Source organism: Pseudomonas sp. BF-R-26 (genome assembly GCF_019947395.1).
GTDB lineage: Bacteria > Pseudomonadota > Gammaproteobacteria > Pseudomonadales > Pseudomonadaceae > Aquipseudomonas > Aquipseudomonas farris.
Genome location: NZ_JAGYGK010000009.1, coordinates 222,235 through 244,455 on the forward strand (window position 1 = coordinate 222,235; position 22,221 = coordinate 244,455).

Annotated in this window: 19 protein-coding genes and 2 tRNA genes; 1 reads left to right on the top strand and 20 read right to left on the bottom strand. The window is 57.7% G+C overall.

What is annotated here, in order from left to right; all coding sequences use genetic code 11:
• Positions 1-53: 53 nt before the first annotated feature.
• The 15 genes from pnp to rlmE form a co-directional block, all read right to left on the bottom strand.
• Positions 54-2,159, bottom strand: a complete 2,106-nt coding sequence (pnp, locus tag KGB18_RS15730; RefSeq protein ID WP_052965657.1) for a polyribonucleotide nucleotidyltransferase — start codon at positions 2,157-2,159, stop codon at positions 54-56.
• Positions 2,160-2,354: 195 nt separating this feature from the next.
• The gene (rpsO, locus tag KGB18_RS15735) at positions 2,355-2,624 is read right to left on the bottom strand and encodes a 30S ribosomal protein S15 (protein WP_003176135.1); all 270 of its coding nucleotides are present in this window, start codon (positions 2,622-2,624) and stop codon (positions 2,355-2,357) included.
• 117 nt (positions 2,625-2,741) lie between these two features.
• Positions 2,742-3,659, bottom strand: coding sequence for a tRNA pseudouridine(55) synthase TruB (truB, locus tag KGB18_RS15740; protein WP_007900465.1), 918 nt, complete (start codon positions 3,657-3,659; stop codon positions 2,742-2,744).
• A 3-nt stretch (positions 3,660-3,662) separates the two neighbouring features.
• Positions 3,663-4,064, bottom strand: a complete 402-nt coding sequence (gene rbfA / locus KGB18_RS15745; RefSeq protein WP_030128077.1) for a 30S ribosome-binding factor RbfA — start codon at positions 4,062-4,064, stop codon at positions 3,663-3,665.
• Between the two features lie 159 nt (positions 4,065-4,223).
• On the bottom strand, positions 4,224-6,749 hold the full coding sequence (gene infB / locus KGB18_RS15750; protein WP_007900470.1) for a translation initiation factor IF-2: 2,526 nt from the start codon (positions 6,747-6,749) through the stop codon (positions 4,224-4,226).
• Between the two features lie 27 nt (positions 6,750-6,776).
• A complete protein-coding gene (gene nusA / locus KGB18_RS15755) occupies positions 6,777-8,258 on the bottom strand; it encodes a transcription termination factor NusA (protein WP_007900474.1) in 1,482 nt (493 codons plus the stop codon).
• Between the two features lie 47 nt (positions 8,259-8,305).
• On the bottom strand, positions 8,306-8,764 hold the full coding sequence (gene rimP, locus KGB18_RS15760) for a ribosome maturation factor RimP (RefSeq protein WP_010463487.1): 459 nt from the start codon (positions 8,762-8,764) through the stop codon (positions 8,306-8,308).
• 138 nt (positions 8,765-8,902) lie between these two features.
• Positions 8,903-8,979: transfer RNA gene (locus KGB18_RS15765), tRNA-Met, on the bottom strand.
• 96 nt (positions 8,980-9,075) lie between these two features.
• Positions 9,076-9,161 (bottom strand) — tRNA-Leu (locus KGB18_RS15770).
• A gap of 22 nt (positions 9,162-9,183) precedes the next feature.
• On the bottom strand, positions 9,184-9,567 hold the full coding sequence (gene secG / locus KGB18_RS15775; protein WP_017336473.1) for a preprotein translocase subunit SecG: 384 nt from the start codon (positions 9,565-9,567) through the stop codon (positions 9,184-9,186).
• Positions 9,568-9,571: 4 nt separating this feature from the next.
• Entirely contained in the window at positions 9,572-10,327 is a 756-nt protein-coding gene (gene tpiA, locus KGB18_RS15780) for a triose-phosphate isomerase (protein ID WP_123721311.1), read from the bottom strand.
• 66 nt (positions 10,328-10,393) lie between these two features.
• On the bottom strand, positions 10,394-11,731 hold the full coding sequence (gene glmM, locus KGB18_RS15785) for a phosphoglucosamine mutase (protein ID WP_052965664.1): 1,338 nt from the start codon (positions 11,729-11,731) through the stop codon (positions 10,394-10,396).
• Between the two features lie 16 nt (positions 11,732-11,747).
• Positions 11,748-12,599: a dihydropteroate synthase gene (folP, locus tag KGB18_RS15790; RefSeq protein ID WP_223570207.1), complete on the bottom strand. Its 852-nt coding sequence runs from the start codon at positions 12,597-12,599 to the stop codon at positions 11,748-11,750.
• An 8-nt stretch (positions 12,600-12,607) separates the two neighbouring features.
• Positions 12,608-14,518 carry an ATP-dependent zinc metalloprotease FtsH gene (gene ftsH, locus KGB18_RS15795; protein WP_030128083.1) on the bottom strand — a complete coding sequence of 637 codons (1,911 nt, stop codon included), beginning with the start codon at positions 14,516-14,518 and terminating at the stop codon, positions 12,608-12,610.
• 202 nt (positions 14,519-14,720) lie between these two features.
• Positions 14,721-15,350, bottom strand: coding sequence for a 23S rRNA (uridine(2552)-2'-O)-methyltransferase RlmE (gene rlmE, locus KGB18_RS15800; RefSeq protein WP_007900501.1), 630 nt, complete (start codon positions 15,348-15,350; stop codon positions 14,721-14,723).
• A gap of 101 nt (positions 15,351-15,451) precedes the next feature.
• Here rlmE and KGB18_RS15805 point away from each other — a divergent pair, with 101 nt between their 5' ends.
• The gene (locus KGB18_RS15805) at positions 15,452-15,760 is read left to right on the top strand and encodes a YhbY family RNA-binding protein (protein ID WP_007900503.1); all 309 of its coding nucleotides are present in this window, start codon (positions 15,452-15,454) and stop codon (positions 15,758-15,760) included.
• A 9-nt stretch (positions 15,761-15,769) separates the two neighbouring features.
• On the opposite strand, the gene KGB18_RS15810 is transcribed toward KGB18_RS15805, so the two are convergent.
• The 5 genes from KGB18_RS15810 to dapB all read right to left on the bottom strand — a co-directional run bounded on the left by KGB18_RS15810 (position 15,770) and on the right by dapB (position 22,217).
• Positions 15,770-16,174 carry an MFS transporter gene (locus KGB18_RS15810; RefSeq protein ID WP_123721314.1) on the bottom strand — a complete coding sequence of 135 codons (405 nt, stop codon included), beginning with the start codon at positions 16,172-16,174 and terminating at the stop codon, positions 15,770-15,772.
• Positions 16,175-16,202: 28 nt separating this feature from the next.
• Positions 16,203-16,679, bottom strand: coding sequence for a transcription elongation factor GreA (gene greA, locus KGB18_RS15815; RefSeq protein WP_123721315.1), 477 nt, complete (start codon positions 16,677-16,679; stop codon positions 16,203-16,205).
• On the bottom strand, positions 16,676-19,897 hold the full coding sequence (carB, locus tag KGB18_RS15820) for a carbamoyl-phosphate synthase large subunit (protein WP_038978902.1): 3,222 nt from the start codon (positions 19,895-19,897) through the stop codon (positions 16,676-16,678). Before carB ends, greA begins: the two co-directional genes overlap by 4 nt.
• A gap of 117 nt (positions 19,898-20,014) precedes the next feature.
• Positions 20,015-21,151: a glutamine-hydrolyzing carbamoyl-phosphate synthase small subunit gene (gene carA / locus KGB18_RS15825; RefSeq protein ID WP_008005476.1), complete on the bottom strand. Its 1,137-nt coding sequence runs from the start codon at positions 21,149-21,151 to the stop codon at positions 20,015-20,017.
• A gap of 259 nt (positions 21,152-21,410) precedes the next feature.
• Positions 21,411-22,217, bottom strand: coding sequence for a 4-hydroxy-tetrahydrodipicolinate reductase (dapB, locus tag KGB18_RS15830; RefSeq protein WP_123355995.1), 807 nt, complete (start codon positions 22,215-22,217; stop codon positions 21,411-21,413).
• Positions 22,218-22,221 lie beyond the last annotated feature (4 nt).

Below are 22,221 nucleotides of genomic sequence, written 5' to 3' on the forward strand. Positions count from 1 at the left end.
TTTTCACGGCGGGGCATTTTTATAACGCTGAAGCGGTCAGGCTAAGGGGGTGATTAAACGCCCGAAGCCTTGGCTGCTGCTACGTCTTTGATGGACAGCTTGATACGGCCGCGGTTGTCCACGTCCAGTACCAGTACTTCCACTTCCTGGCCTTCTTTCAGGATGTCGGTCACTTTCTCAACGCGAGCATCGCTCAGCATGGAGATGTGAACCAGACCGTCCTTGCCCGGCAGGATGTTGACGAATGCGCCGAAGTCGACGATGCGCTCAACCTTACCAACGTAGATCTTGCCGATCTCGGCTTCAGCGGTGATGCCCAGAACGCGCTGACGTGCTGCTTCAGCCGCTTCCTTGGTTTCGCCGAAGATCTTGATCGAACCGTCGTCTTCGATATCGATCGAAGCCTTGGTTTCTTCACAGATCGCACGAATGGTCGCGCCGCCTTTACCGATAACATCACGGATTTTGTCGGTGTCGATTTTCATCGCGATCATGGTCGGAGCGTTTTCCGACAGCTCGGTACGCGACTGGCCAATGATCTGGTTCATCTGACCGAGGATATTCAGGCGCGCTTCCAGGGCTTGGCCCAGAGCGATTTCCATGATTTCTTCGGTGATGCCCTTGATCTTGATGTCCATCTGCAGCGCGGTAACACCTTTGGCGGTACCCGCTACTTTGAAGTCCATGTCGCCGAGGTGATCTTCGTCGCCCAGGATGTCGGTCAGAACAGCGAATTTCTCGCCTTCTTTAACCAGACCCATGGCGATACCGGCAACCGGTGCCTTCATCGGAACGCCGGCATCCATCAGAGCCAGGGAAGCGCCGCAGACCGAAGCCATGGAGCTCGAACCGTTGGACTCGGTGATTTCCGACACAACACGAATGGTGTACGGGAACACGTCGGCAGCAGGCAGCATGGCCTGAACCGAACGACGGGCCAGACGGCCGTGACCGATTTCGCGACGACCAGCGCCACCCATGCGACCACACTCACCTACCGAGAACGGAGGGAAGTTGTAGTGCAGCATGAACGGGTCTTTTTTCTCGCCTTCCAGGGTGTCCAGCAGCTGTGCGTCACGGGCAGTACCCAGAGTCGCGACTACCAGGGCCTGGGTTTCGCCACGGGTGAACAGTGCCGAACCGTGGGTCTTCGGCAGAACACCGACTTCGATGTTCAGCGGACGTACGGTCTTGGTGTCGCGACCGTCGATACGTGGCTTGCCGTTAACGATGTTTTCGCGAACGGTGCGGTATTCGATTTCACCGAAAGCCGCTTTGACTTCAGCGGAAGTCGGCTGACCTTCTTCACCGGACAGGTTGGCAACAACCTGGTCTTTCAGCTCGCCCAGACGTGCATAACGGTCGGCTTTGACGGTGATGGTGTAAGCCTGGGAGATCGCTTCGCCGAACTCGGCGCGGATAGCGCCCAGCAGTGCGGTGGCTTCTGGCTGTGGAGCCCAGGTCCAGGTTGGCTTGGCAGCTTCAGCGGCCAGTTCCTTGACGGCGTTGATCACCACCTGGAACTCGTCGTGAGCAAACAGTACAGCGCCCAGCATCTGGTCTTCGGTCAGCTCTTTGGCTTCCGATTCAACCATCAACACGGCTTCCGAAGTACCGGCAACGACCATGTCCAGGCTCGAAGCTTTCAGCTGTTCGTAAGTCGGGTTCAGCAGGTAGCCGGTGCTTTCATGGAACGCAACGCGGGCAGCGCCGATCGGGCCATCGAAAGGAATGCCGGAGATGGCCAGGGCAGCCGAGGTACCGATCATCGCAGCGATGTCCGGATCGGTCTTTTTGCTGGTGGAAACGACGGTGCAGACAACCTGCACTTCGTTCATGAAGCCTTCTGGGAACAGCGGACGGATCGGACGGTCGATCAGTCGGGAAGTCAGGGTTTCTTTCTCGGAAGGACGGCCTTCACGCTTGAAGAAACCGCCAGGGATCTTACCGGCAGCGTAAGTCTTTTCCTGGTAGTGAACGGACAGAGGGAAGAAGCCCTTGCCTGGATCGGCTTGTTTGGCACCGACAACAGTCACCAATACGCTGACGTCGTCGTCAACGGTGACCAATACTGCGCCGGAGGCCTGACGGGCGATACGGCCAGTCTCGAGGGTAACGGTCGACTGACCGAACTGGAATTTTTTGATTACCGGGTTCACGGTGTCCTACCTTCTTTTGTGGCTCTTGGGGAACTTGTCTTCTTGCGAAATTCTTGGGCAATGTCGGGAATCGGCCCAACGCCTGTCCAGGGTAAAACGTATATCCAGATAAAACTTGAGGCTGGGAGCCTGCCATGCGCCAGCGGGAAACCCACTGACGCACGACAGACAACCAACCTCTAGCGCAATCGCTTATTAGCGACGCAGACCCAGGCGACCGATCAGAGCCTGATAACGACCCAGATCCTTGCCTTTCAGGTAGTCCAGCAGCTTACGGCGCTGGTTTACCATGCGGATCAGACCACGACGGGAGTGGTGATCTTTACCGTTGGCCTTGAAGTGACCTTGCAGTTTGTTGATGTTGTGGGTCAGCAGTGCAACTTGCACTTCTGGCGAACCAGTGTCACCAACAGCTTGCTGGTAGTCAGCTACGATTTGAGCTTTTTCTTGAACGTCGAGAGCCATGAGGCAATCCTTTTATCAGGAAACTGTTTCAAAGAAACAGCTTCAACAGGCCAGGGACAAATCCCTGTATCTAAAAATGAGTAGTGACCGTGCCTGTTAACAGCCACACTCGTTCGGTCATTCTGACCGAATCAGTCGACGCGGCGCGATGCGCCCGTCTTCGCTCACTTCACCGATACCGATGAAGCGACCGTTGTGATCCTGTACCCGTACCATGCCGAATTTCGGTGCATCCGGGGCGCGTACCGGTTGGCCGTTAAGCCAGTAGAACGCGCTGTGCTCCGAGAAATGCAACAGTGGCCAGTCCAGCAGGCCGCTGTCCGATGGCATCAGGAAGCGGTCGACCGCTTCGTTGCCGCCTTCGGCATGTACCGCTTCAAGCTCTTCCAGAGTGACGGTCTGTGCAAGCGTGAAAGGCCCGGCCTGGGTACGTCGCAATTCAGCCACGTAAGCGCCACAACCGAGTTGCTCACCGATATCCTCCACCAAGGTGCGGATATAGGTGCCTTTGCTGCAATCCACCGCAAGCCGCGCAGTATCACCCTCGAAGGCCAGTAATTCCAAGCGCGCAATAGTAACAGAACGCGGTTCGCGCTCCACTACTTCGCCTGCACGGGCCAGCTTGTACAGTGGCTGGCCATCACGCTTGAGCGCCGAGTACATCGGCGGTATCTGACTGATTTGCCCACGAAATTTCGGCAGCACAGCTTCGATATCGGCGCGACCAACGGTCACCGGGCGCTCCAGCAAAACTTCACCTTCGGCATCGGCCGTGGTGGTGGTCTTGCCCAGTTGCGCCAGGGTTTCATAACCCTTGTCGGAATCGAGCAGGTATTGCGAGAACTTGGTGGCCTCACCGAAGCACAACGGCAGCACGCCGGTGGCCAGCGGATCAAGACTGCCGGTGTGCCCGGCCTTCTCGGCATTGAGCAACCAGCGGACCTTCTGCAATGCCGCGTTGGAGGTGAACCCCAGCGGCTTGTCGAGCAAGATGATGCCGCTGACGTTACGACGGATACGTTTGACCTGAGCCACCGATTACTCCTTGGCGTCTTCGGGTTCAGCCGCTACCGGGTGCTGATTGTCTTCAGCCACCGCACGCTCGATCAGGGCCGACAGGTGCGCGCCACGCACGACGCTTTCGTCGTAATGGAAGTGCAACTGCGGAACGCTGCGCAACTTCATTTCGCGAGCCAGCTGCATACGCAGGAAACCGGCGGCGGAGTTGAGCACCTTGATGCTTTGCGCGATGTCTTCAGCGCTGTCCTGGCCCATCACGGTGATGAAAATCTTGGCGTGACCGACGTCACGGCTGACTTCAACAGCAGTAATGGTGACCAGGCCGACGCGCGGGTCTTTGACTTCACGACGGATCAGCTGTGCCAGCTCACGCTGCATCTGATCGCCGATACGTTGGGTACGGCTGTATTCTTTTGCCATGTCTTGTTACCTGTTACTGCCCCACGGTGAAACCCGAGGGGTCTGAAAGCGGCAAACGCCCGGCCTGACAAAAGCCAGACCGGGCGTTGCGTTTAGAGTCCGGACGTTGCGCCGCGCATCTGCATGCGGCGGCTCATCGTGGCCCTTGAAGTACGCGAGTTAGAGGCTGCGAGCAACCTGCACCTTCTCGAAGACTTCGATCTTGTCGCCGACTTTGACGTCGTTGTAGCTCTTCACGCCGATACCGCATTCCATGCCGGCACGTACTTCGGAAGCGTCATCCTTGAAGCGGCGCAGGGATTCCAGCTCGCCTTCGAAGATAACGATGTCTTCACGCAGTACACGGATTGGACGGTTACGGTGAACAACACCTTCGATAACCATGCAACCGGCGATCGCGCCAAACTTCGGCGAACGGAACACGTCACGCACTTCAGCGGTACCCAGGATGTTCTCGCGAACATCGCTGCCCAGCATACCGGTGAGGGCTTTCTTGACGTCTTCGATGATGTCGTAGATCACGTTGTAGTAACGCATATCCAGACCTTCCTGCTCGACGATCTTGCGAGCGCCGGCATCGGCACGCACGTTGAAGCCGAACAGTACAGCGTTGGAGGCCAGTGCCAGGTTGGCGTCGGATTCGGTGATACCACCGACACCGCCACCGACCACACGCACTTGCACTTCGTCGTTACCCAGGCCGTTCAAGGCACCGTTCAACGCTTCCAGCGAACCACGGACGTCGGATTTGAGGACGATGTTGAGCGTCTTCTTCTCTTCCTGACCCATGTTCTCGAAGATATTTTCAAGCTTGCCGGCGTGAGCACGGGCCAGCTTGACTTCGCGGAACTTGCCTTGACGGAACAGAGCCACTTCACGGGCTTTCTTCTCGTCGGCAACAACACTCATCTCGTCGCCAGCGTCCGGGGTACCGTCCAGGCCGAGAATCTCGACAGGGATGGAAGGACCGGCTTCCTTGATTGGCTTGCCGTTCTCGTCGAGCATGGCGCGAACGCGGCCATAGTTCGAACCGACCAGCACCATGTCGCCTTGGCGCAGGGTACCGTCTTGAACCAGAACGGTTGCAACCGGGCCACGACCTTTGTCGAGACGCGATTCAACCACAACGCCACGGCCAGGAGCCGAAGGGGTCGCTTTCAGTTCGAGAACTTCAGCTTGCAGCAGAACAGCTTCGAGCAACTCGTCTACGCCAGTACCGACTTTCGCCGAAACCGATACGAACGGGGTGTCGCCGCCCCACTCTTCCGAGGTCACGCCGTGAACCGACAGTTCGCTACGGATGCGATCGAGATCGGCGCCCGGCTTGTCGATTTTGTTCACTGCAACAACCAGCGGAACACCAGCAGCCTTGGCGTGCTGAACGGCTTCAACGGTCTGCGGCATTACGCCGTCGTCCGCTGCAACCACCAGGATCACGATGTCGGTCGCCTTGGCACCACGGGCACGCATGGCGGTAAACGCGGCGTGACCAGGGGTGTCGAGGAAGGTGACCATGCCACGTTCGGTTTCAACGTGGTACGCACCGATGTGCTGAGTGATACCACCGGCTTCGCCAGCAGCTACCTTGGCACGACGGATGTAGTCGAGCAGCGAGGTCTTACCGTGGTCAACGTGGCCCATTACGGTCACGACCGGTGCACGGGAGAACGCTTCACCTTCAAACTTCAGGGACTCGGCCAGGGAATCTTCCAGGGCGGTGTCGCTGACCAGGGTCACTTTGTGGCCCAGCTCTTCGGCAACCAGTTGGGCAGTTTCCTGATCCAGTACCTGGTTGATGGTTGCTGGAGTACCCAGTTTGAACATGAACTTGATGATTTCAGCAGCCTTGACCGACATCTGCTGGGCGAGATCGCCAACAGTGATGGTCTCGCCGATCTTCACTTCGCGCACAACAGGGCCGGTTGGGCTCTGGAAACCGTGGGCGTTGCGCTTCTTCAGCTTGGCCTTGCCGCGACCACCACGACGGAAGCCATCGCTTTCTTCGTCGGTAGTACGTGGCGCAACACGTGGAGCAGGCGCTTTTTCCTTGACCGAAGCACGATGCGGAGCGTTTTTGCGCTCGCCATCGCCACTGCCACGACGATTGCTATCGTCGGCACGTGGTTTGTCCGGACGACGCTGTTCGTCGCGTTTGCGAGTATCGGCCGCAGGTGCTGGTGCAGCTGCAACAACCGGTGCGCTTTCACGCACTGGTTCGGCGACTGCAGCAGGCGCTGCAACGGCGTCGTTAGTAGCGGTTTGCGCAGCAGCAGGCTGGCGACGCGCTTCTTCTTCGGCGCGACGCTTGGCTTCTTCTTCAGCCTTCTGACGTGCAGCATTTTCTACTGCGCGGCGTTCTTCCAGTTCGCGTTTGCGCTCGGCTTCGATTTCTTCCGGGCTGCGTTGTACGAAGACTTTCTTCTTGCGTACTTCAACGCTGATGCTCTTGCTACCAGCAACACGCAGGGTGCTGGTGGTTTTGCGCTGCAATGTAATCTTGCGCGGTTCTTCCACTTTCGCCTTGTGGCTGCTCTTCAAGTGAGTCAGCAAAGACTGCTTCTCACTATCGCTCACACCTTCATCGGCGGCGGTGTGCGGCAGACCTGCCTCACGCATCTGCTGCAACAGGCGCTCTACCGGTGTTTTGACCTCATCGGCCAGTTGTTTCACCGTGACTTGCGTCATGCACTTCTCTCCTCAGGCCGCGCCTAATTACTCGAACCAATGGGCTCGGGCGGCCATGATCAACTTGCCGGCACGATCATCGTCAATGCCGTCGATGTCGAGCAGGTCGTCAATAGACTGCTCGGCCAGGTCTTCGCGGGTAATTACGCCGCGCACCGCCAGTTCCATCGCCAAATCCTTGTCCATACCCTCAAGCGAGAGCAGGTCTTCGGCCGGATGGGCGTCTGCCAGCTTTTCCTCAGTAGCGATGGCTTTAGTCAACAAACGATCCTTGGCGCGAGCGCGAAGCTCGTTGACGGTTTCTTCGTCAAAGCCGTCGATGTTGAGCATTTCTTCCAACGGTACGTAGGCAATCTCTTCCAGGCTGGTAAAGCCTTCATCTACCAGCACCTGTGCCAGGTCTTCGTCGACTTCCAGCTCGTCGATGAAGTTGCGCAGGATGTCGCCGGTTTCTGCTTGCTGCTTAGCCTGGATGTCCGATTCGGTCATCACGTTCAGGGTCCAGCCAGTCAACTGGCTAGCCAGACGCACGTTCTGACCACCGCGACCGATGGCCTGAGCAAGATTGTCTGCGCCAACGGCGATGTCCATTGCATGGGCATCTTCGTCAACGATAATTGCCGCCACTTCAGCCGGCGACATTGCATTGATCACGAACTGAGCCGGGTTATCGTCCCACAGGACGATATCCACACGCTCACCGCCCAATTCGCCCGACACTGCCTGGACGCGCGAACCGCGCATACCGATGCAAGCGCCTTGCGGATCAATACGTTTGTCTTTGGAGCGGACCGCGATCTTGGCGCGCGAACCCGGGTCGCGGGACGCAGCCATTACTTCGATCAGGCCTTCAGCGATTTCCGGCACTTCGATGCGGAACAACTCGATCAGCATTTCCGGCGCAGTACGCGACAGGATCAGCTGAGGGCCGCGGTTCTCGGTGCGGATTTCCTTGAGCAGCGCACGCAGACGCACGCCAACCCGGAAGGTTTCGCGAGAAATGATGTCTTCACGGGCCAGCAACGCTTCAGCGTTATTGCCCAGATCGACGATCACGTTGTCACGGGTGACTTTCTTCACGGTGCCGGAGATGATTTCTCCCAGGCGCTCGCGATAGGCGTCAACGACTTGAGCACGCTCGGCTTCGCGAACTTTCTGCACGATGACCTGCTTGGCGGTCTGTGCAGCAATGCGGCCGAACTCGATGGATTCGATCTTTTCTTCGACAACATCGCCGACCTTGGCACCAGGATGCGTTTCTGCAACCTTGCTCGGCCAGGTTTCGATGGCCGGATCGTCCAGGTCTGCTTCTTCGACGACCGTCCAGCGACGGAATGTCTCGTAAGCACCGGTGTGGCGATTGATTTCCACACGCAGATCGACTTCGTCCTCAAAACGCTTTTTGGTAGCAGTGGCCAGGGCCAGCTCCAGCGCTTCAAAAATTACGTTTGCCGGTACGCCCTTTTCATTGGATACCGACTCAACAACCAGCAGTACTTCTTTGCTCATCGTACGCCTCGCCTTTCGCAAGCCATTGGATCCGCGGGATCCGCGTCTCAGTCAAAACTGGGAATAATGTTGGCCTTGTCGATCATATCGATCGGCAACAGGAACTCATGGTCTTCAACCTGCACCACGACGTCCTGCTCTTCTACACCGCGCAGAAGGCCCTGAAAGTTGCGCCGACCTTCAAAAGGCGAGCGCAGCTTGATCTTCACTTGTTCACCGGCAAATTTTGCAAACTGCTCAATAGTGAACAGTGGGCGTTCCATGCCAGGCGAGGAAACTTCAAGGGTGTATTCAACGGCGATCGGATCTTCAACATCCAGTACACCACTGATCTGACGGCTGACGATGGCACAATCGTCCACCAGCACGCCGCCCTCTTTATCAATATAAACGCGCAACATTGAGTGGCGACCTTGAGCCGAAAACTCAATACCCCAGCATTCATAGCCTAGGGCCACGACCACCGGGGCCAGCAAGGCCTGCAACTCTTCTAGCTTGCTCGACACCTGAACCCCCTCGTGCATGTATGTGCATGCTGTGCAAAATAAAAAAATGGGCGAAACGCCCATCCTTGATACGCCGTTGAACAGCGGCGTTGAAAGTGTCCAGCTAACAAAAAGCCCCTTAAAAGGGGCTCCTTAAACTGGTTGCGGGGGCCGGATTTGAACCGACGACCTTCGGGTTATGAGCCCGACGAGCTACCAGACTGCTCCACCCCGCGACAAAGCTGGGGCGGAAGTATACGACCGATCCCTGACAGGGTCAATGTAACCTTCCACCTACAAGAAAGCCCGCAACAGCGGGCTCTCCTGATAATTGGTACCGAGAAGGGGACTCGAACCCCTACACCCTATGGGCACAACCACCTCAAGGTTGCGTGTCTACCAATTCCACCACCTCGGCAATACTACGTTTGAAACCCTTCTTACTTCTGCTCTTGAGCTGGAGGTACGTCAGTCGCTGGAGTAGCCGACTTTTGCTCTTGAAGCACCGGTACATCATCAGAAGCCGGTTGTTGCTTTGGAACTTCCAACACTGCTGGGTTTGGCAAACCTACTTGAGTCAGCTGGTGAGCCTTCTCTTTAGCAAAGTAACCTAACCCCAAGCTGGTTATGAAGAAACCGGCGGCAAGTATAGCAGTAAACTTACTAAGAAAGGTAGAGGAACCTTGGCTTCCGAACACAGTATTTGAAGCACCTGCTCCGAAAGACGCGCCAGCATCCGCACCTTTACCCTGCTGCAGCAAAACCAGAGCAACTACGCCCAATGCACCCAGCAGATGAAAAACGACTACGACTGTTTCCAGCATTTTTTCAGTTTCCCGCGGCGCGACAAATCGCACCGAACTCATCTGCATTCAGGGAAGCTCCACCAATGAGCCCCCCATCGATATCCGGCATGCCGAACAGTTCGACCGCATTGGCCGCCTTCACGCTGCCGCCGTATAGAAGCCGCACACCTTGCGCGACTTCAGAATTCTCTGCCGCCAACTGAGCGCGAATGGCTGCGTGCACATCCTGCGCCTGTTGCGGCGAAGCAGTCAGCCCGGTGCCAATGGCCCAGACCGGCTCGTAAGCGATTACTGCCTTTGCAAAGACACCTGCACCCAGCTCCTCAATGATACTGCCAAGCTGACGCCCGACAACCTCAAGAGTTTTTCCAGCTTCGCGCTCTTCGAGGGTCTCCCCGACACACAACACCGGAATCAAGCCACATGCCTGCGCCGCTGCGAACTTGCGAATCAGCATTCCATCCTGCTCGCCCATTATCTGGCGGCGCTCGGAGTGCCCGACAAGCACCAGGGAACAACCTGCATCCACCAACTGACTCGGCGCAATTTCACCGGTCAACGCACCTTGCATGGATTCCACTGCAGAATTCTGCGCGCCGACCGAAATCGACTTGCCTTTCAAGCCATCAATCACTTGATTGATATGCAAGCAAGGCGGGAATACCGCGACATCAACACCGCTTGGCAAGGCCAGATGACTAAGGCCATTGATCAGCTCAGCGACGCTGGCGCGGGTACCGTGCATCTTCCAGTTACCAGCTACCATAGGGCGACGCATGCTGTACCTCGTCGGTCAAAGTGGGCGCAGATGTTACCCAACACAATCATGGCTGGCAAGCCGAAATCAGGCAGAAACTTCAGTTACCAGTTTTGCGAGCTCTTCGGCGTAACCGCGAACCTGCGTTTCGTCCTCGCCCTCGACCATGACCCGCACCAGCGGCTCTGTCCCGGACTTGCGCAACAGCACGCGCCCACGACCGGCCATCGCCTGAGTAACACGGTCGCTGGCCTCCTTGACGGTCGGATGTTCGATTGGATTCGCACCACCGCCAAACCGGACATTGATCAGCACCTGAGGACACTTGCGCAACGCCTGACGGGACTGAGCCAGGCTTTCTACGCGCCTCTTCAGGGCCATCAACACCTGCAACGCGGCAATAATTGCATCACCCGTAGTGGTGTGACTGAAGCAGACAATGTGCCCCGAGTTTTCCCCGCCCACCTGCCAATCGCGCTCCAGCAACTCGGAAATCACGTAACGGTCGCCAACGTTGGCGCGCACAAAAGGAATCGCCAGATCCGCCAGGGCCAACTCCAGCCCCAGGTTACTCATCAGCGTACCGACCACACCGCCCTGCAACTTGCCGCGCTCTTGCAGATCGCGAGCAATGATAAACAACAACTCATCGCCGTCGACGACAGTGCCAGTGTGATCGACCATCTGGACCCGGTCACCATCACCGTCAAAGGCAATACCCAAATCGGCGTGCTCGGCCAATACGGCAGCTTGCAGCGGCTCCATATGGGTCGAACCGCAATTTTCATTGATGTTCAGGCCATTAGGATGAGCAGAAAGCACAACGACATCGGCTCCCAGCTCACGGAACACACTAGGCGCCACTTTATAAGTCGCACCGTGGGCACAGTCGATCACGATCTTCAGCCCAGCGAAACTGGTACCGGTCGGAACGCTGCTCTTGCAGAACTCGATATAACGGCCCGAGGCATCGTTGATTCGCGATACTTTGCCGATCTTGCTCGACTCAACCACGGTCATCGGGGTGTCGAGCAACTCTTCGATCATCAGCTCGACTTCATCCGGAAGCTTGGTGCCCTTCCCGGAGAAAAACTTGATGCCGTTGTCGTCATGAGGGTTGTGCGAAGCGCTGATCACGATGCCGGCTTCGGCATGAAAGGTACGTGTCAGATAGGCGATGGCCGGCGTCGGCATCGGCCCCAGGAGCATCACATCAGCACCTGCCGAGGTCAGCCCGGCCTCAAGCGCCGATTCGAACATGTAACCGGAGATCCGGGTGTCCTTGCCCACGAGCACTTTGCAGGCACCCATGCTGCGAAATGCCATGCCTGCCGCCCAGCCAAGCTTGAGCATGAAATCAGGAGTAATCGGGTATTCACCGACCCGACCACGAATGCCGTCGGTGCCAAAGTATTTTTTGCTCATAAGTACTCCATCATTCTTATTCGGCTGATTCTACGGCGGCGATCATCCGCACCACATCGACGGTTTCAGCCACATCATGGACGCGCAATATACGCGCCCCCTTGATTGAAGCCAGTGCCGCGAGCGCTAAACCGCCATGCAGGCGCTCCCCCACCGGCCGATTCAAGGCATGCCCGATCATGCTCTTTCGCGAAACCCCGACCAACAGGGGCCGCCCCAAGGCATGCAAGGCCTCCATATGCTTAAACAAGCTCAAGTTGTGCTGCAAGGTTTTCGCGAAGCCGAAGCCCGGATCGAGGATGATCCGCTCGGCAGGGATACCTACCAACGCACACTGGAGCATCCGCTCGGCGAGAAACTCGCCAACCTCTTTCGTCACATCCTGGTACTGCGGATTGTCCTGCATGTCGCCCGGCTCACCGAGCATATGCATCAGACACACCGGCAAACCGGTGGCTGCAGCTGCATCCAGGGCTCCGTCTCGGCGTAACGAACGCACATCATTGATCAAACCCGCCCCCAGCCTTGCGGTTTCACGCATAACTGCCGGTGTGGAGGTATCGACCGAAATGATCACATCGAGTTCACGACTGATGCGCTCAACGATAGGCGCTACACGCTCGAGCTCTTCAAGCGGTGAAACCGCCCTGGCACCGGGCCGGGTCGATTCGCCACCAACGTCGATCAGCGTCGCGCCAGCCGCCACCATCGCCTCGGCGTGGCGCAGCGCCGCATCCAGCTGACTGTATCGGCCGCCATCGGAAAAGGAGTCGGGTGTGACATTGAGAATACCCATGACATGCGTCTGGGCCAAATCAAGAACCCGGTTGCCGCAAGGCAACCGGGTCGAGGACTGAACAGAAGTCATTTCAAACCTTATACGTCAGCAGCCGGGCCACCGATGGGTGTTTCCGGACGCCCATCCTGCACCGCCGGAGGCGTGCCGGAAGTATCACTACCGCCAGACCAGTCGCGAGGCTCGCGAGGAGCACGACCCGCCATGATGTCATCGATCTGATCAGCATCGATCGTTTCGTACTTCATCAAGGCATCCGCCATGGCGTCAAGCTTGTCACGGTTATCCGTGAGGATCTGTTTGGCCGTGCCGTAGCACTGGTCGATGATGCTGCGTACTTCGGAGTCGATCAGCTTGGCTGTCTCACCGGAGAAGCTGGCATGTTGACCGCCACCGCCACGACCGAGGAACACTTCGCCCTCTTCTTCGGCGTACATCAATGGGCCGAGTTTTTCCGACAAGCCCCACTTGGTCACCATGTTCCGTGCGATCTGGCTGGCACGCATGATGTCGTTGGATGCACCAGTGGTGACACCGTCGAAGCCCAGGGTCATTTCTTCAGCGATACGACCGCCGTACAGCGAGCAGATCTGACTGATCAGCGCACGCTTGGACAGGCTGTAGCGATCTTCTTCCGGCAGGAACATGGTCACACCGAGTGCGCGACCGCGCGGGATGATCGACACTTTGTAGACCGGATCATGCTCAGGGACGACGCGACCGACGATAGCGTGGCCAGCTTCGTGATAAGCAGTGTTCTGCTTCTCTTTCTCGGACATGACCATGGATTTGCGCTCGGCACCCATCATGATCTTGTCTTTGGCCAGTTCGAACTCTTTCATCTCGACGATGCGCTTGCCAGCACGGGCTGCGAACAACGACGCCTCGTTCACCAGGTTGGCCAGGTCGGCACCGGAGAAACCAGGAGTACCACGCGCGATCACAGCCGGAGCGACGTCGTCACCCATTGGCACTTTGCGCATGTGGACTTTGAGAATCTGCTCGCGACCACGTATATCCGGCAGACCGACCACGACCTGACGGTCGAAACGGCCCGGACGCAGCAATGCAGGGTCCAGCACGTCGGGACGGTTGGTCGCTGCAATGACGATGATGCCGTCATTCATTTCGAAGCCGTCCATCTCTACCAGCAACTGGTTGAGTGTCTGTTCGCGCTCGTCGTGACCGCCGCCCATGCCGGCACCACGGTGGCGACCGACGGCGTCGATTTCATCGATGAAGATGATGCATGGCGCGTGCTTCTTCGCCTGCTCAAACATGTCACGAACACGACTGGCACCGACACCGACGAACATTTCGACGAAATCAGAACCGGAAATGGTGAAGAACGGCACTTTGGCTTCGCCGGCAATCGCCTTGGCGATCAAGGTTTTACCAGTACCAGGAGGACCGACCATCAGCACGCCACGAGGAATGCGACCGCCCAAACGCTGGAACTTGCCCGGATCACGCAGGAATTCGACCAGCTCGCCAACTTCTTCCTTGGCTTCGTCGCAACCGGCAACGTCAGCCAAAGTGGTTTTCACCTGATCTTCAGAGAGCAGGCGCGCCTTGCTCTTGCCGAAGCTCATCGGCCCGCCCTTGCCACCGGCACCGCCCTGCATCTGCCGCATGAAGAACATGAAGACAGCGATGATCACCAGGATCGGGAAGCTTGCGACCAGGAGTTGAGTCCAGATGCTTTGCTGCTCAGGCTGCTTGCCTTCGACCACCACGTGGTTATCCACGAGGTCGCCGATCAGGCCATTGTCCTGGATTGCCGGACGAATGGTCTTGAAGCTGTCGCCATCGTTGCGCTTGCCGGTAATCACGTAGCCATCAACCGCTACGCGCTCGACCTTGCCATCCTTGACCTGCTGGATGAAGTCGGAATAGTTGAGGGTCTGCGGCTCGTTAGGGCTGGAGAAGTTGTTCATCACCGTCACCAGGACAGCCGCGATGATCAACCACAGGATCAGATTCTTTGCCATATCGTTCAATTAACTACCCTCTGAAGCAAGCTCCGCTAATGGCGCGTGCTTCGCATGATATTCACCGGCCTAACTTACTACATTACCTACGGCTCTGGCAGGCGCCGTCTGTAACCCTTTGTGAAACACTTTCTACACAATATTCGCTAATGCTCACGGGACGAAATACGAAAAACCTATCGACCCGCAAAAAAACCTCGATTTACTCACTACGGCCGCGGTAGCCCCAAGCCAGCATGTATTGCTCGCGGGAACTGCCACGGGAAGAGTCCGGCTTGATCATCTGGACCTTGTCGAATTTCTGACGAGCGTCCTTCACGTAAGCATCAAACCCTTCGCCCTGAAACACCTTGATCACGAAATTACCACCCGGCTTGAGTATCCGAGCCGCCAGATCAAGAGCCAGCTCACATAGAAACATGGCTTTTGGCATGTCCACCTCAGGCGTACCACTCATATTGGGGGCCATATCGGAAATCACAAGGTCCACCTGCGAATTACCCACGGCTTCAAGGATCTGAGCGAGCACTTCGTCCTGGGTGAAGTCACCCTGGATGAAAGTCACGTCCGGAATGCTGTCCATTTCCAGGATGTCCGAGGCGATCAGACGCCCCTGACCACCGATCAGCCGACTAGTGACCTGCGACCAGCCGCCGGGCGCCGCACCCAGGTCGACAACGCTCATACCCGGACGGATCAGCTTGTATTTCTCCTGGACCTCCAGAAGCTTGTAACTCGCACGCGAGCGGTAACCATCCTTCTGCGCCTGCTTCACATAGGGATCATTGACATGTCTTTTCAGCCAACCAAGGCTTGTCTTGGAACGCGCCATTGGGCACCTCGATGATAAGGGTCGTGATTAATTGGGCGGATCCACGAACCCTCGGGTAAAATGGCCGCCATTTTACAGAATCCAGACTAAAGGGTCAGATTATGCCGCTCACTCAAGAGCAGAAGAAACAGTACAAATCCATTGGCCACCATCTGAAACCAGTTTTGATTGTGGCTGACAACGGTTTGACTGAAGGTGTGTTAGCCGAACTTGAACGCGCTTTGGCGGATCACGAGCTGATCAAAATCAAGCTCAACATCCTCGATCGCGAATCGCGCCTGGCAGCCATTGCAGAACTCTGCAAGGCCGGCAAAGCCGATCTGGTTCAGGTCATCGGCAAGATGGCACTGATTTACCGCAAGAACTTCAGCGTCAACAAGCAGCTGTCGAACGTCCATCGCTTCAAGTGATGACAAGGGTCAAGGGTGTGCTTCGCGCACCCTCACACTCCATCCCGGCACCGGTTGCATCACCAGCACCAGCCCGGAAAATCCCAGAACAAGATAGCTGAACAGCTGCCAATGCGCCGCGTGCGGCCAGCCGACGTGGACCGCGAAATACATCGCCCCCCCATACAGCGCCATCATCAGCAGTTGCCCACGAATATCGCGCCATAGACTGGCAAGGCCCTCGGCCTGAACCAGCACCAAAGCCTGAAAACTCACACACGCCGTGGCAAATCCCACCATCAGCGTATTCAGCATGCCTGCAATTTCGTCGATCAGCAGCGGTGCCAGGCCTATTCGCCCTAGCACCGGCAGCAGACCGATGTGCAACAGCCACAGGCCGCCAACCCACAACATTTGGGTCAGCTGCCAAAGCATGGCGCCCGCACGTAGCGGGCGCCTTCTTTCAGAGGTGGCGAACTTCGACAATCTCATACTCGATAACGCCACCCGGCGTTTTCACGGCGACCACATCACCCTCTTCCTTGGCAATCAAGGCGCGGGCCAGTGGCGAACCCACCGAAATCTTGCCGAGTTTGAAGTCAGCCTCATCCTCACCCACGATGTGGTAAGTGACGCTTTCATCTGTCTCGACGTTGGCGATTTCAACGGTGGTGCCGAAAATCACTTTGCCGGTATGAGGAATGGTCGTGACATCGATGATGACCTGATTCTGAATCCGGCCTTCGATATCACGAATCCGCGCCTCTACCATACCCTGCTGCTCGCGAGCAGCATGGTATTCGGCGTTTTCCTTCAAGTCACCCAACTCGCGAGCCGTACCGATGTCCTGGCTGAGCTTCGGACGGACGACCTTGGTCAGGTGAGCGTGTTCTTCTTCCAGGGCTTTCGCGCCCTGGACGGTCATTGGGTATTTGATCATGCCTTCAATCCTGCGTGTAGATCCTGCAAGCGGCGCACGGTCTTCTCGGGACCGAACTTCAGCGCTTCGCAGATAGCTTCGCCAGCAGCAATGGTAGTGGTGCAGTAGATCTTGTGCTGCAAGGCATTACGACGAATGGAGTAGGAATCGGCGATCGACTGGCGACCTTCGGTGGTGTTGATGATCAGGGTGACTTCGTCATTCTTGATCATGTCGACCACGTGCGGACGACCCTCGGTCACCTTGTTCACACGACGCACTTTCAGGCCTGCAGCTTCGATCAGCTTGGCAGTACCGGCAGTGGCGACCACTTCGAAGCCCAAGTTGATCAGATCACGGGCTACGCCTGCAACCAGTGGCTTGTCATCGTCACGCACGCTGATGAACGCGGTACCGCCAGTCGGCAGCACTTCGCTGGCACCCATCTGGGCTTTGGCAAAGGCTTCGCCGAAGGTGTCGCCCACACCCATCACTTCACCGGTGGACTTCATCTCTGGGCCCAGGATCGGGTCCACGCCAGGGAATTTGGCGAATGGGAACACCGCCTCTTTCACGCTGTAGAAGTTCGGAATGATTTCTTTGGTGAAGCCGATTTCTTTCAGGGTTTTACCGGCCATCACGCGAGCCGCGATCATTGCCAGGGAAACACCGATGCACTTGGACACGAACGGTACGGTACGGGAAGCGCGCGGGTTGACTTCAATGACGTAGATGTCTTCGCCTTGCAGTGCCAACTGAACGTTCATCAGGCCGACAACGCCCAGTTCCAGGGCCATTTTCTTGACCTGCTCGCGCATCTCGTCCTGGATGTGAGCAGGCAGCGAGTACGGCGGCAGGGAGCACGCGGAGTCACCGGAGTGAACGCCGGCCTGCTCGATGTGCTGCATGATCGCGCCGATCACCACGTCGGTGCCGTCGCAGACCGCATCCACGTCCATTTCGATAGCGCAGTTGAGGAAGTGATCGAGCAGCACCGGGCTGTCGTTGGACACTTTCACCGCATCACGCAGGTAGCGCTTGAGCTCTTCTTCTTCGTAGACGATTTCCATCGCGCGGCCGCCCAGTACGTAGGACGGACGAACCACCAGCGGGTAACCGATCTTGGCCGCGGCACGAATCGCTTCGTCTTCGCTGCGCACGGTGGCGTTCGGCGGCTGACGCAGGTTCAGGCGCTCGACCATTTGCTGGAAGCGCTCACGGTCTTCGGCACGGTCGATGGCGTCAGGGCTGGTGCCGATGATTGGCACGCCGGCTTCTTCCAGGGCGCGAGCCAGTTTCAGCGGGGTTTGGCCGCCGTACTGGACGATCACGCCTTTCGGCTTCTCGACGCGGACGATTTCCAGTACGTCTTCCAGGGTCACTGGTTCGAAGTACAGGCGATCGGAGGTGTCGTAGTCGGTGGAAACGGTTTCCGGGTTGCAGTTGACCATGATGGTCTCGTAACCGTCTTCGCGCAGGGCCAGTGCCGCGTGCACGCAGCAATAGTCGAACTCGATGCCCTGGCCGATACGGTTTGGACCGCCGCCGAGGATCATGATCTTGTCGCGGCCCGACGGCGCGGCTTCGCACTCTTCCTCGTACGTCGAGTAGAGGTAAGCGGTGTCGGTGGCGAACTCGGCCGCGCAGGTGTCAACGCGCTTGTAGACCGGGAAGATTTCCAGCTTGTGACGGTGGCGACGCAGAGCCTTCTCGGTCACGCCCAGCAGCTTGGCCAGACGCATATCGGAGAAACCTTTGCGCTTGAGGCGGAACATCAAGTCGTGGTCGATACTGGCCAGACCCAGGGTCTTGACCTTCTCTTCTTCCTTGATCAGATCTTCGATCTGCACCAGGAACCACGGGTCGATCATGTTCATGCCGAAAATATCTTCGACCGACAGGCCGGCGCGGAACGCGTCAGCGACGTACCAGATACGCTCGGCGCCCGGCACGGTCAGTTCGCGCTTGAGGATGCTCATGCTTTCCGGGTTGCTCAGGTCGAGCTTCTCGTCCAGGCCGCAAACGCCCACTTCCAGACCGCGCAGGGCTTTCTGCAGGGATTCCTGGAAGGTCCGGCCGATGGCCATGACTTCACCGACCGACTTCATTTGAGTGGTCAGGCGCGCGTCGGCTTTCGGGAATTTCTCGAAGGCGAAGCGTGGCAGCTTGGTCACGACGTAGTCGATGGACGGCTCGAAGGATGCAGGAGTAGCGCCGCCGGTGATTTCGTTCTGCAGTTCGTCCAGGGTGTAGCCGATCGCCAGCTTGGCAGCGATACGCGCAATCGGGAAACCAGTGGCTTTCGAGGCCAGTGCCGAAGAGCGGGATACACGCGGGTTCATCTCGATCACGACCATACGGCCAGTGTCCGGGCAGATGCCAAACTGAACGTTGGAGCCGCCGGTTTCCACGCCGATCTCACGCAGTACCGCCAACGAGGCGTTACGCATGATCTGGTATTCCTTGTCCGTCAGGGTTTGTGCCGGAGCAACGGTGATCGAGTCACCGGTGTGCACGCCCATCGGGTCAAAGTTTTCGATGGAGCAGACGATGATGCAGTTGTCCTTCTTATCGCGGACAACCTCCATCTCGTACTCTTTCCAGCCGATCAGCGATTCGTCGATCAGCAGCTCTTTGGTCGGCGACAGGTCCAGACCGCGGGCGCAGATTTCTTCGAATTCTTCACGGTTGTAAGCGATACCGCCACCGGTGCCGCCCATGGTGAAGGACGGACGAATGATGCACGGGAAGCCGAGACGCTCAAGAACCGCGTTGGCCTCTTCCATGCTGTGGGCGATACCCGAACGCGGGCAGTCCAGACCGATGGATTTCATCGCCTTGTCGAAGCGCGAACGGTCTTCGGCCTTGTCGATGGTGTCAGCGTTGGCGCCGATCATTTCTACGCCGAACTTCTCCAGAACGCCTTCACGCTCCAGGTCCAGTGCACAGTTCAGAGCGGTCTGGCCACCCATGGTTGGCAGCAGCGCGTCCGGACGCTCTTTCTCGATGATCTTGGCAACGGTCTGCCACTTGATCGGCTCGATGTACGTGGCGTCGGCCATGTCCGGGTCGGTCATGATGGTCGCCGGGTTGGAGTTCACCAGGATGACGCGGTAACCCTCTTCGCGCAGGGCTTTACAGGCCTGGGCGCCGGAGTAGTCGAATTCGCAGGCCTGGCCGATCACGATCGGGCCAGCGCCGAGAATCAGGATGCTTTTAATGTCTGTACGTTTTGGCATGGGTTGTCACTCAAATCCGCAGGTCAGTCGGCAAGCCGTCTTGTTCAATCTCTGAAGCCTTGAGGGGGCCACCGGTTTCGGGACCGCCCTCAGGCTTCGCTACATCAGGGCGAGCGATTAGCGTCGCTTGGCCATTTCGTTGATGAAGCGATCAAACAGTGGCGCTACGTCGTTCGGGCCAGGGCTGGCTTCAGGGTGACCCTGGAAGCTGAAGGCGCTCTTGTCGGTACGCTCGATGCCTTGCAGGGTGCCGTCGAACAGCGATTTGTGGATCGCCCGAACGTTGCCTGGCAGGGTCGCTTCGTCTACCGCAAAACCGTGGTTCTGGCTGGTGATCATCACCACACCGCTGTCCAGATCCTGGACCGGGTGGTTGGCACCGTGGTGGCCGTGACCCATTTTCAGGGTCTTGGCGCCGGAGGCCAGAGCCAGCAGTTGGTGACCGAGGCAGATGCCGAACACCGGAATCTCGGTTTCCAGCACGTCCTTGATAGCCTGGATCGCGTAGTCGCATGGCTCAGGGTCGCCCGGGCCGTTGGACAGGAACACGCCATCAGGTTTCAGTGCCAGCGCTTCGGCGGCCGGAGTCTGTGCAGGCACCACGGTCACGCGGCAACCGCGCTCGACCAGCATGCGCAGGATGTTCAGCTTGACGCCGTAGTCGTAAGCCACCACGTGATATGGCAGCTCGGAGGCTTCCAGAGTCGCGTGGCTGTCGGTTTTCAGATCCCAGACAGTCGAGCGCCACTCATACTTCTCTTTGGTGCTGACGACTTTTGCCAAGTCCATGCCTTTAAGGCCAGGGAAACCCTGAGCGGCGGCGATGGCGGCTTCTTCGGAAATGTTGTCACCGGCCATGATGCAGCCGTTCTGTGCGCCTTTCTCACGCAGGATGCGTGTCAGGCGGCGAGTGTCGATACCGGCGATTGCCACCACATTGTTGGCTTTCAGGTAGTCGGACAGTGACATCGTGTTGCGCCAGTTGCTCGCAACCAGTGGCAGGTCACGGATGACCAGGCCAGCGGACCAGACGCGGTCGGACTCGGCGTCTTCCGGCGTAGTGCCGGTATTGCCGATGTGCGGGTACGTCAGGGTAACGATCTGTTGGGCGTAGGAAGGATCGGTAAGGATTTCCTGATAGCCGGTCATTGCGGTGTTGAACACCACCTCACCAACGGTTTGACCGTCGGCTCCAATGGCTTCGCCGCGAAAAATGCTGCCATCAGCAAGGGCGAGTATGGCTGGCTTAGTCAAGAAGACCTCCCGTAAATAAAGCCTGAAAGGGCGATCGCAGGTTGTAAAAAAGCGGAGTGACGTATGGACACGTCACCCCGCTTCTTCACCGAATTATTCTGCGCGCTTTTAGTGGACACACTAAAGCTGTAGCTTACAGAAAAAGGCTTTTTTGGTCTACCGCCAATGAGCCCTAAAGGCCGGAGAATGCGACAGGACGTCGCTTGGCGGAATAAAACCGGGCCCAAACGCTGAGTTTGAACCCGATTTCGGGCACATCTTACCGCAGATCGAGCACGTCTTGCATGTCGTAAAGGCCTGGCTCACGACCATCCAGCCACAAAGCTGCACGTACCGCGCCCTTGGCGAAGGTCATGCGGCTGGATGCCTTGTGAGTAATCTCAAGTCGCTCGCCCTCACAGGCGAACAGCACCGTATGATCACCGACCACATCACCACCGCGAACAGTCGCGAAACCGATCGTTTCACGCTCTCGCACGCCGGTGTGACCTTCACGACCATAAACCGCAACCTTCTGCAGATCACGATCCAGCGCATTGGCGATCACCTCGCCCATGCGCAGAGCCGTGCCTGAAGGCGCATCGATTTTGTGCCGATGATGGGCCTCGATGATTTCGATATCAGCCTCATCGCCCAGCACACGAGCCGCCATATCGAGCAGCTTCAGCGACAGGTTTACACCGACACTGAAATTCGCCGCGAACACAATCGCAATATCTTCGCTCGCCTCGACCAGCAACTGTTTCTGCGCGGCGTCCAATCCCGTCGTGCCGATCACCATGGCCTTGCCCGCCTTACGGCAGAACGCCAGGTTTTTCAGCATGACTTCAGGAAGCGTGAAGTCGATCAACACATCGAACTCATCGGCCACCGCATCCAGCTTACCGGACAGCGGCACACCGATTCGCCCCAGCGATGCCAGCTCACCAGCATCCACACCAATCAGCGTGCTGCCGGGGCGCACGATGGCTGCCGTCAGACCGGTAAGCGGTGCGCGTTGCTGCACCGCCTCGACCAGAATCTTGCCCATGCGCCCGGCAGCGCCCATCACAGCTATACGTCGCATGCCG

Excerpts from the sequence above, each read along its gene's own strand:
- rpsO (WP_003176135.1), bottom strand. The coding sequence starts at position 2,624 with ATGGCTCTCGACGTTCAAGAAAAAGCTCAAATCGTAGCTGACTACCAG.
- rbfA (WP_030128077.1), bottom strand. The coding sequence starts at position 4,064 with ATGGCAAAAGAATACAGCCGTACCCAACGTATCGGCGATCAGATGCAG.
- infB (WP_007900470.1), bottom strand. The coding sequence starts at position 6,749 with ATGACGCAAGTCACGGTGAAACAACTGGCCGATGAGGTCAAAACACCG.
- nusA (WP_007900474.1), bottom strand. The coding sequence starts at position 8,258 with ATGAGCAAAGAAGTACTGCTGGTTGTTGAGTCGGTATCCAATGAAAAG.
- secG (WP_017336473.1), bottom strand. The coding sequence starts at position 9,567 with ATGCTGGAAACAGTCGTAGTCGTTTTTCATCTGCTGGGTGCATTGGGC.
- tpiA (WP_123721311.1), bottom strand. The coding sequence starts at position 10,327 with ATGCGTCGCCCTATGGTAGCTGGTAACTGGAAGATGCACGGTACCCGC.
- glmM (WP_052965664.1), bottom strand. The coding sequence starts at position 11,731 with ATGAGCAAAAAATACTTTGGCACCGACGGCATTCGTGGTCGGGTCGGT.
- folP (WP_223570207.1), bottom strand. The coding sequence starts at position 12,599 with ATGACTTCTGTTCAGTCCTCGACCCGGTTGCCTTGCGGCAACCGGGTT.
- ftsH (WP_030128083.1), bottom strand. The coding sequence starts at position 14,518 with ATGGCAAAGAATCTGATCCTGTGGTTGATCATCGCGGCTGTCCTGGTG.
- rlmE (WP_007900501.1), bottom strand. The coding sequence starts at position 15,350 with ATGGCGCGTTCCAAGACAAGCCTTGGTTGGCTGAAAAGACATGTCAAT.
- KGB18_RS15805 (WP_007900503.1), top strand. The coding sequence starts at position 15,452 with ATGCCGCTCACTCAAGAGCAGAAGAAACAGTACAAATCCATTGGCCAC.
- KGB18_RS15810 (WP_123721314.1), bottom strand. The coding sequence starts at position 16,174 with ATGCTTTGGCAGCTGACCCAAATGTTGTGGGTTGGCGGCCTGTGGCTG.
- greA (WP_123721315.1), bottom strand. The coding sequence starts at position 16,679 with ATGATCAAATACCCAATGACCGTCCAGGGCGCGAAAGCCCTGGAAGAA.
- carB (WP_038978902.1), bottom strand. The coding sequence starts at position 19,897 with ATGCCAAAACGTACAGACATTAAAAGCATCCTGATTCTCGGCGCTGGC.
- dapB (WP_123355995.1), bottom strand. The coding sequence starts at position 22,217 with ATGCGACGTATAGCTGTGATGGGCGCTGCCGGGCGCATGGGCAAGATT.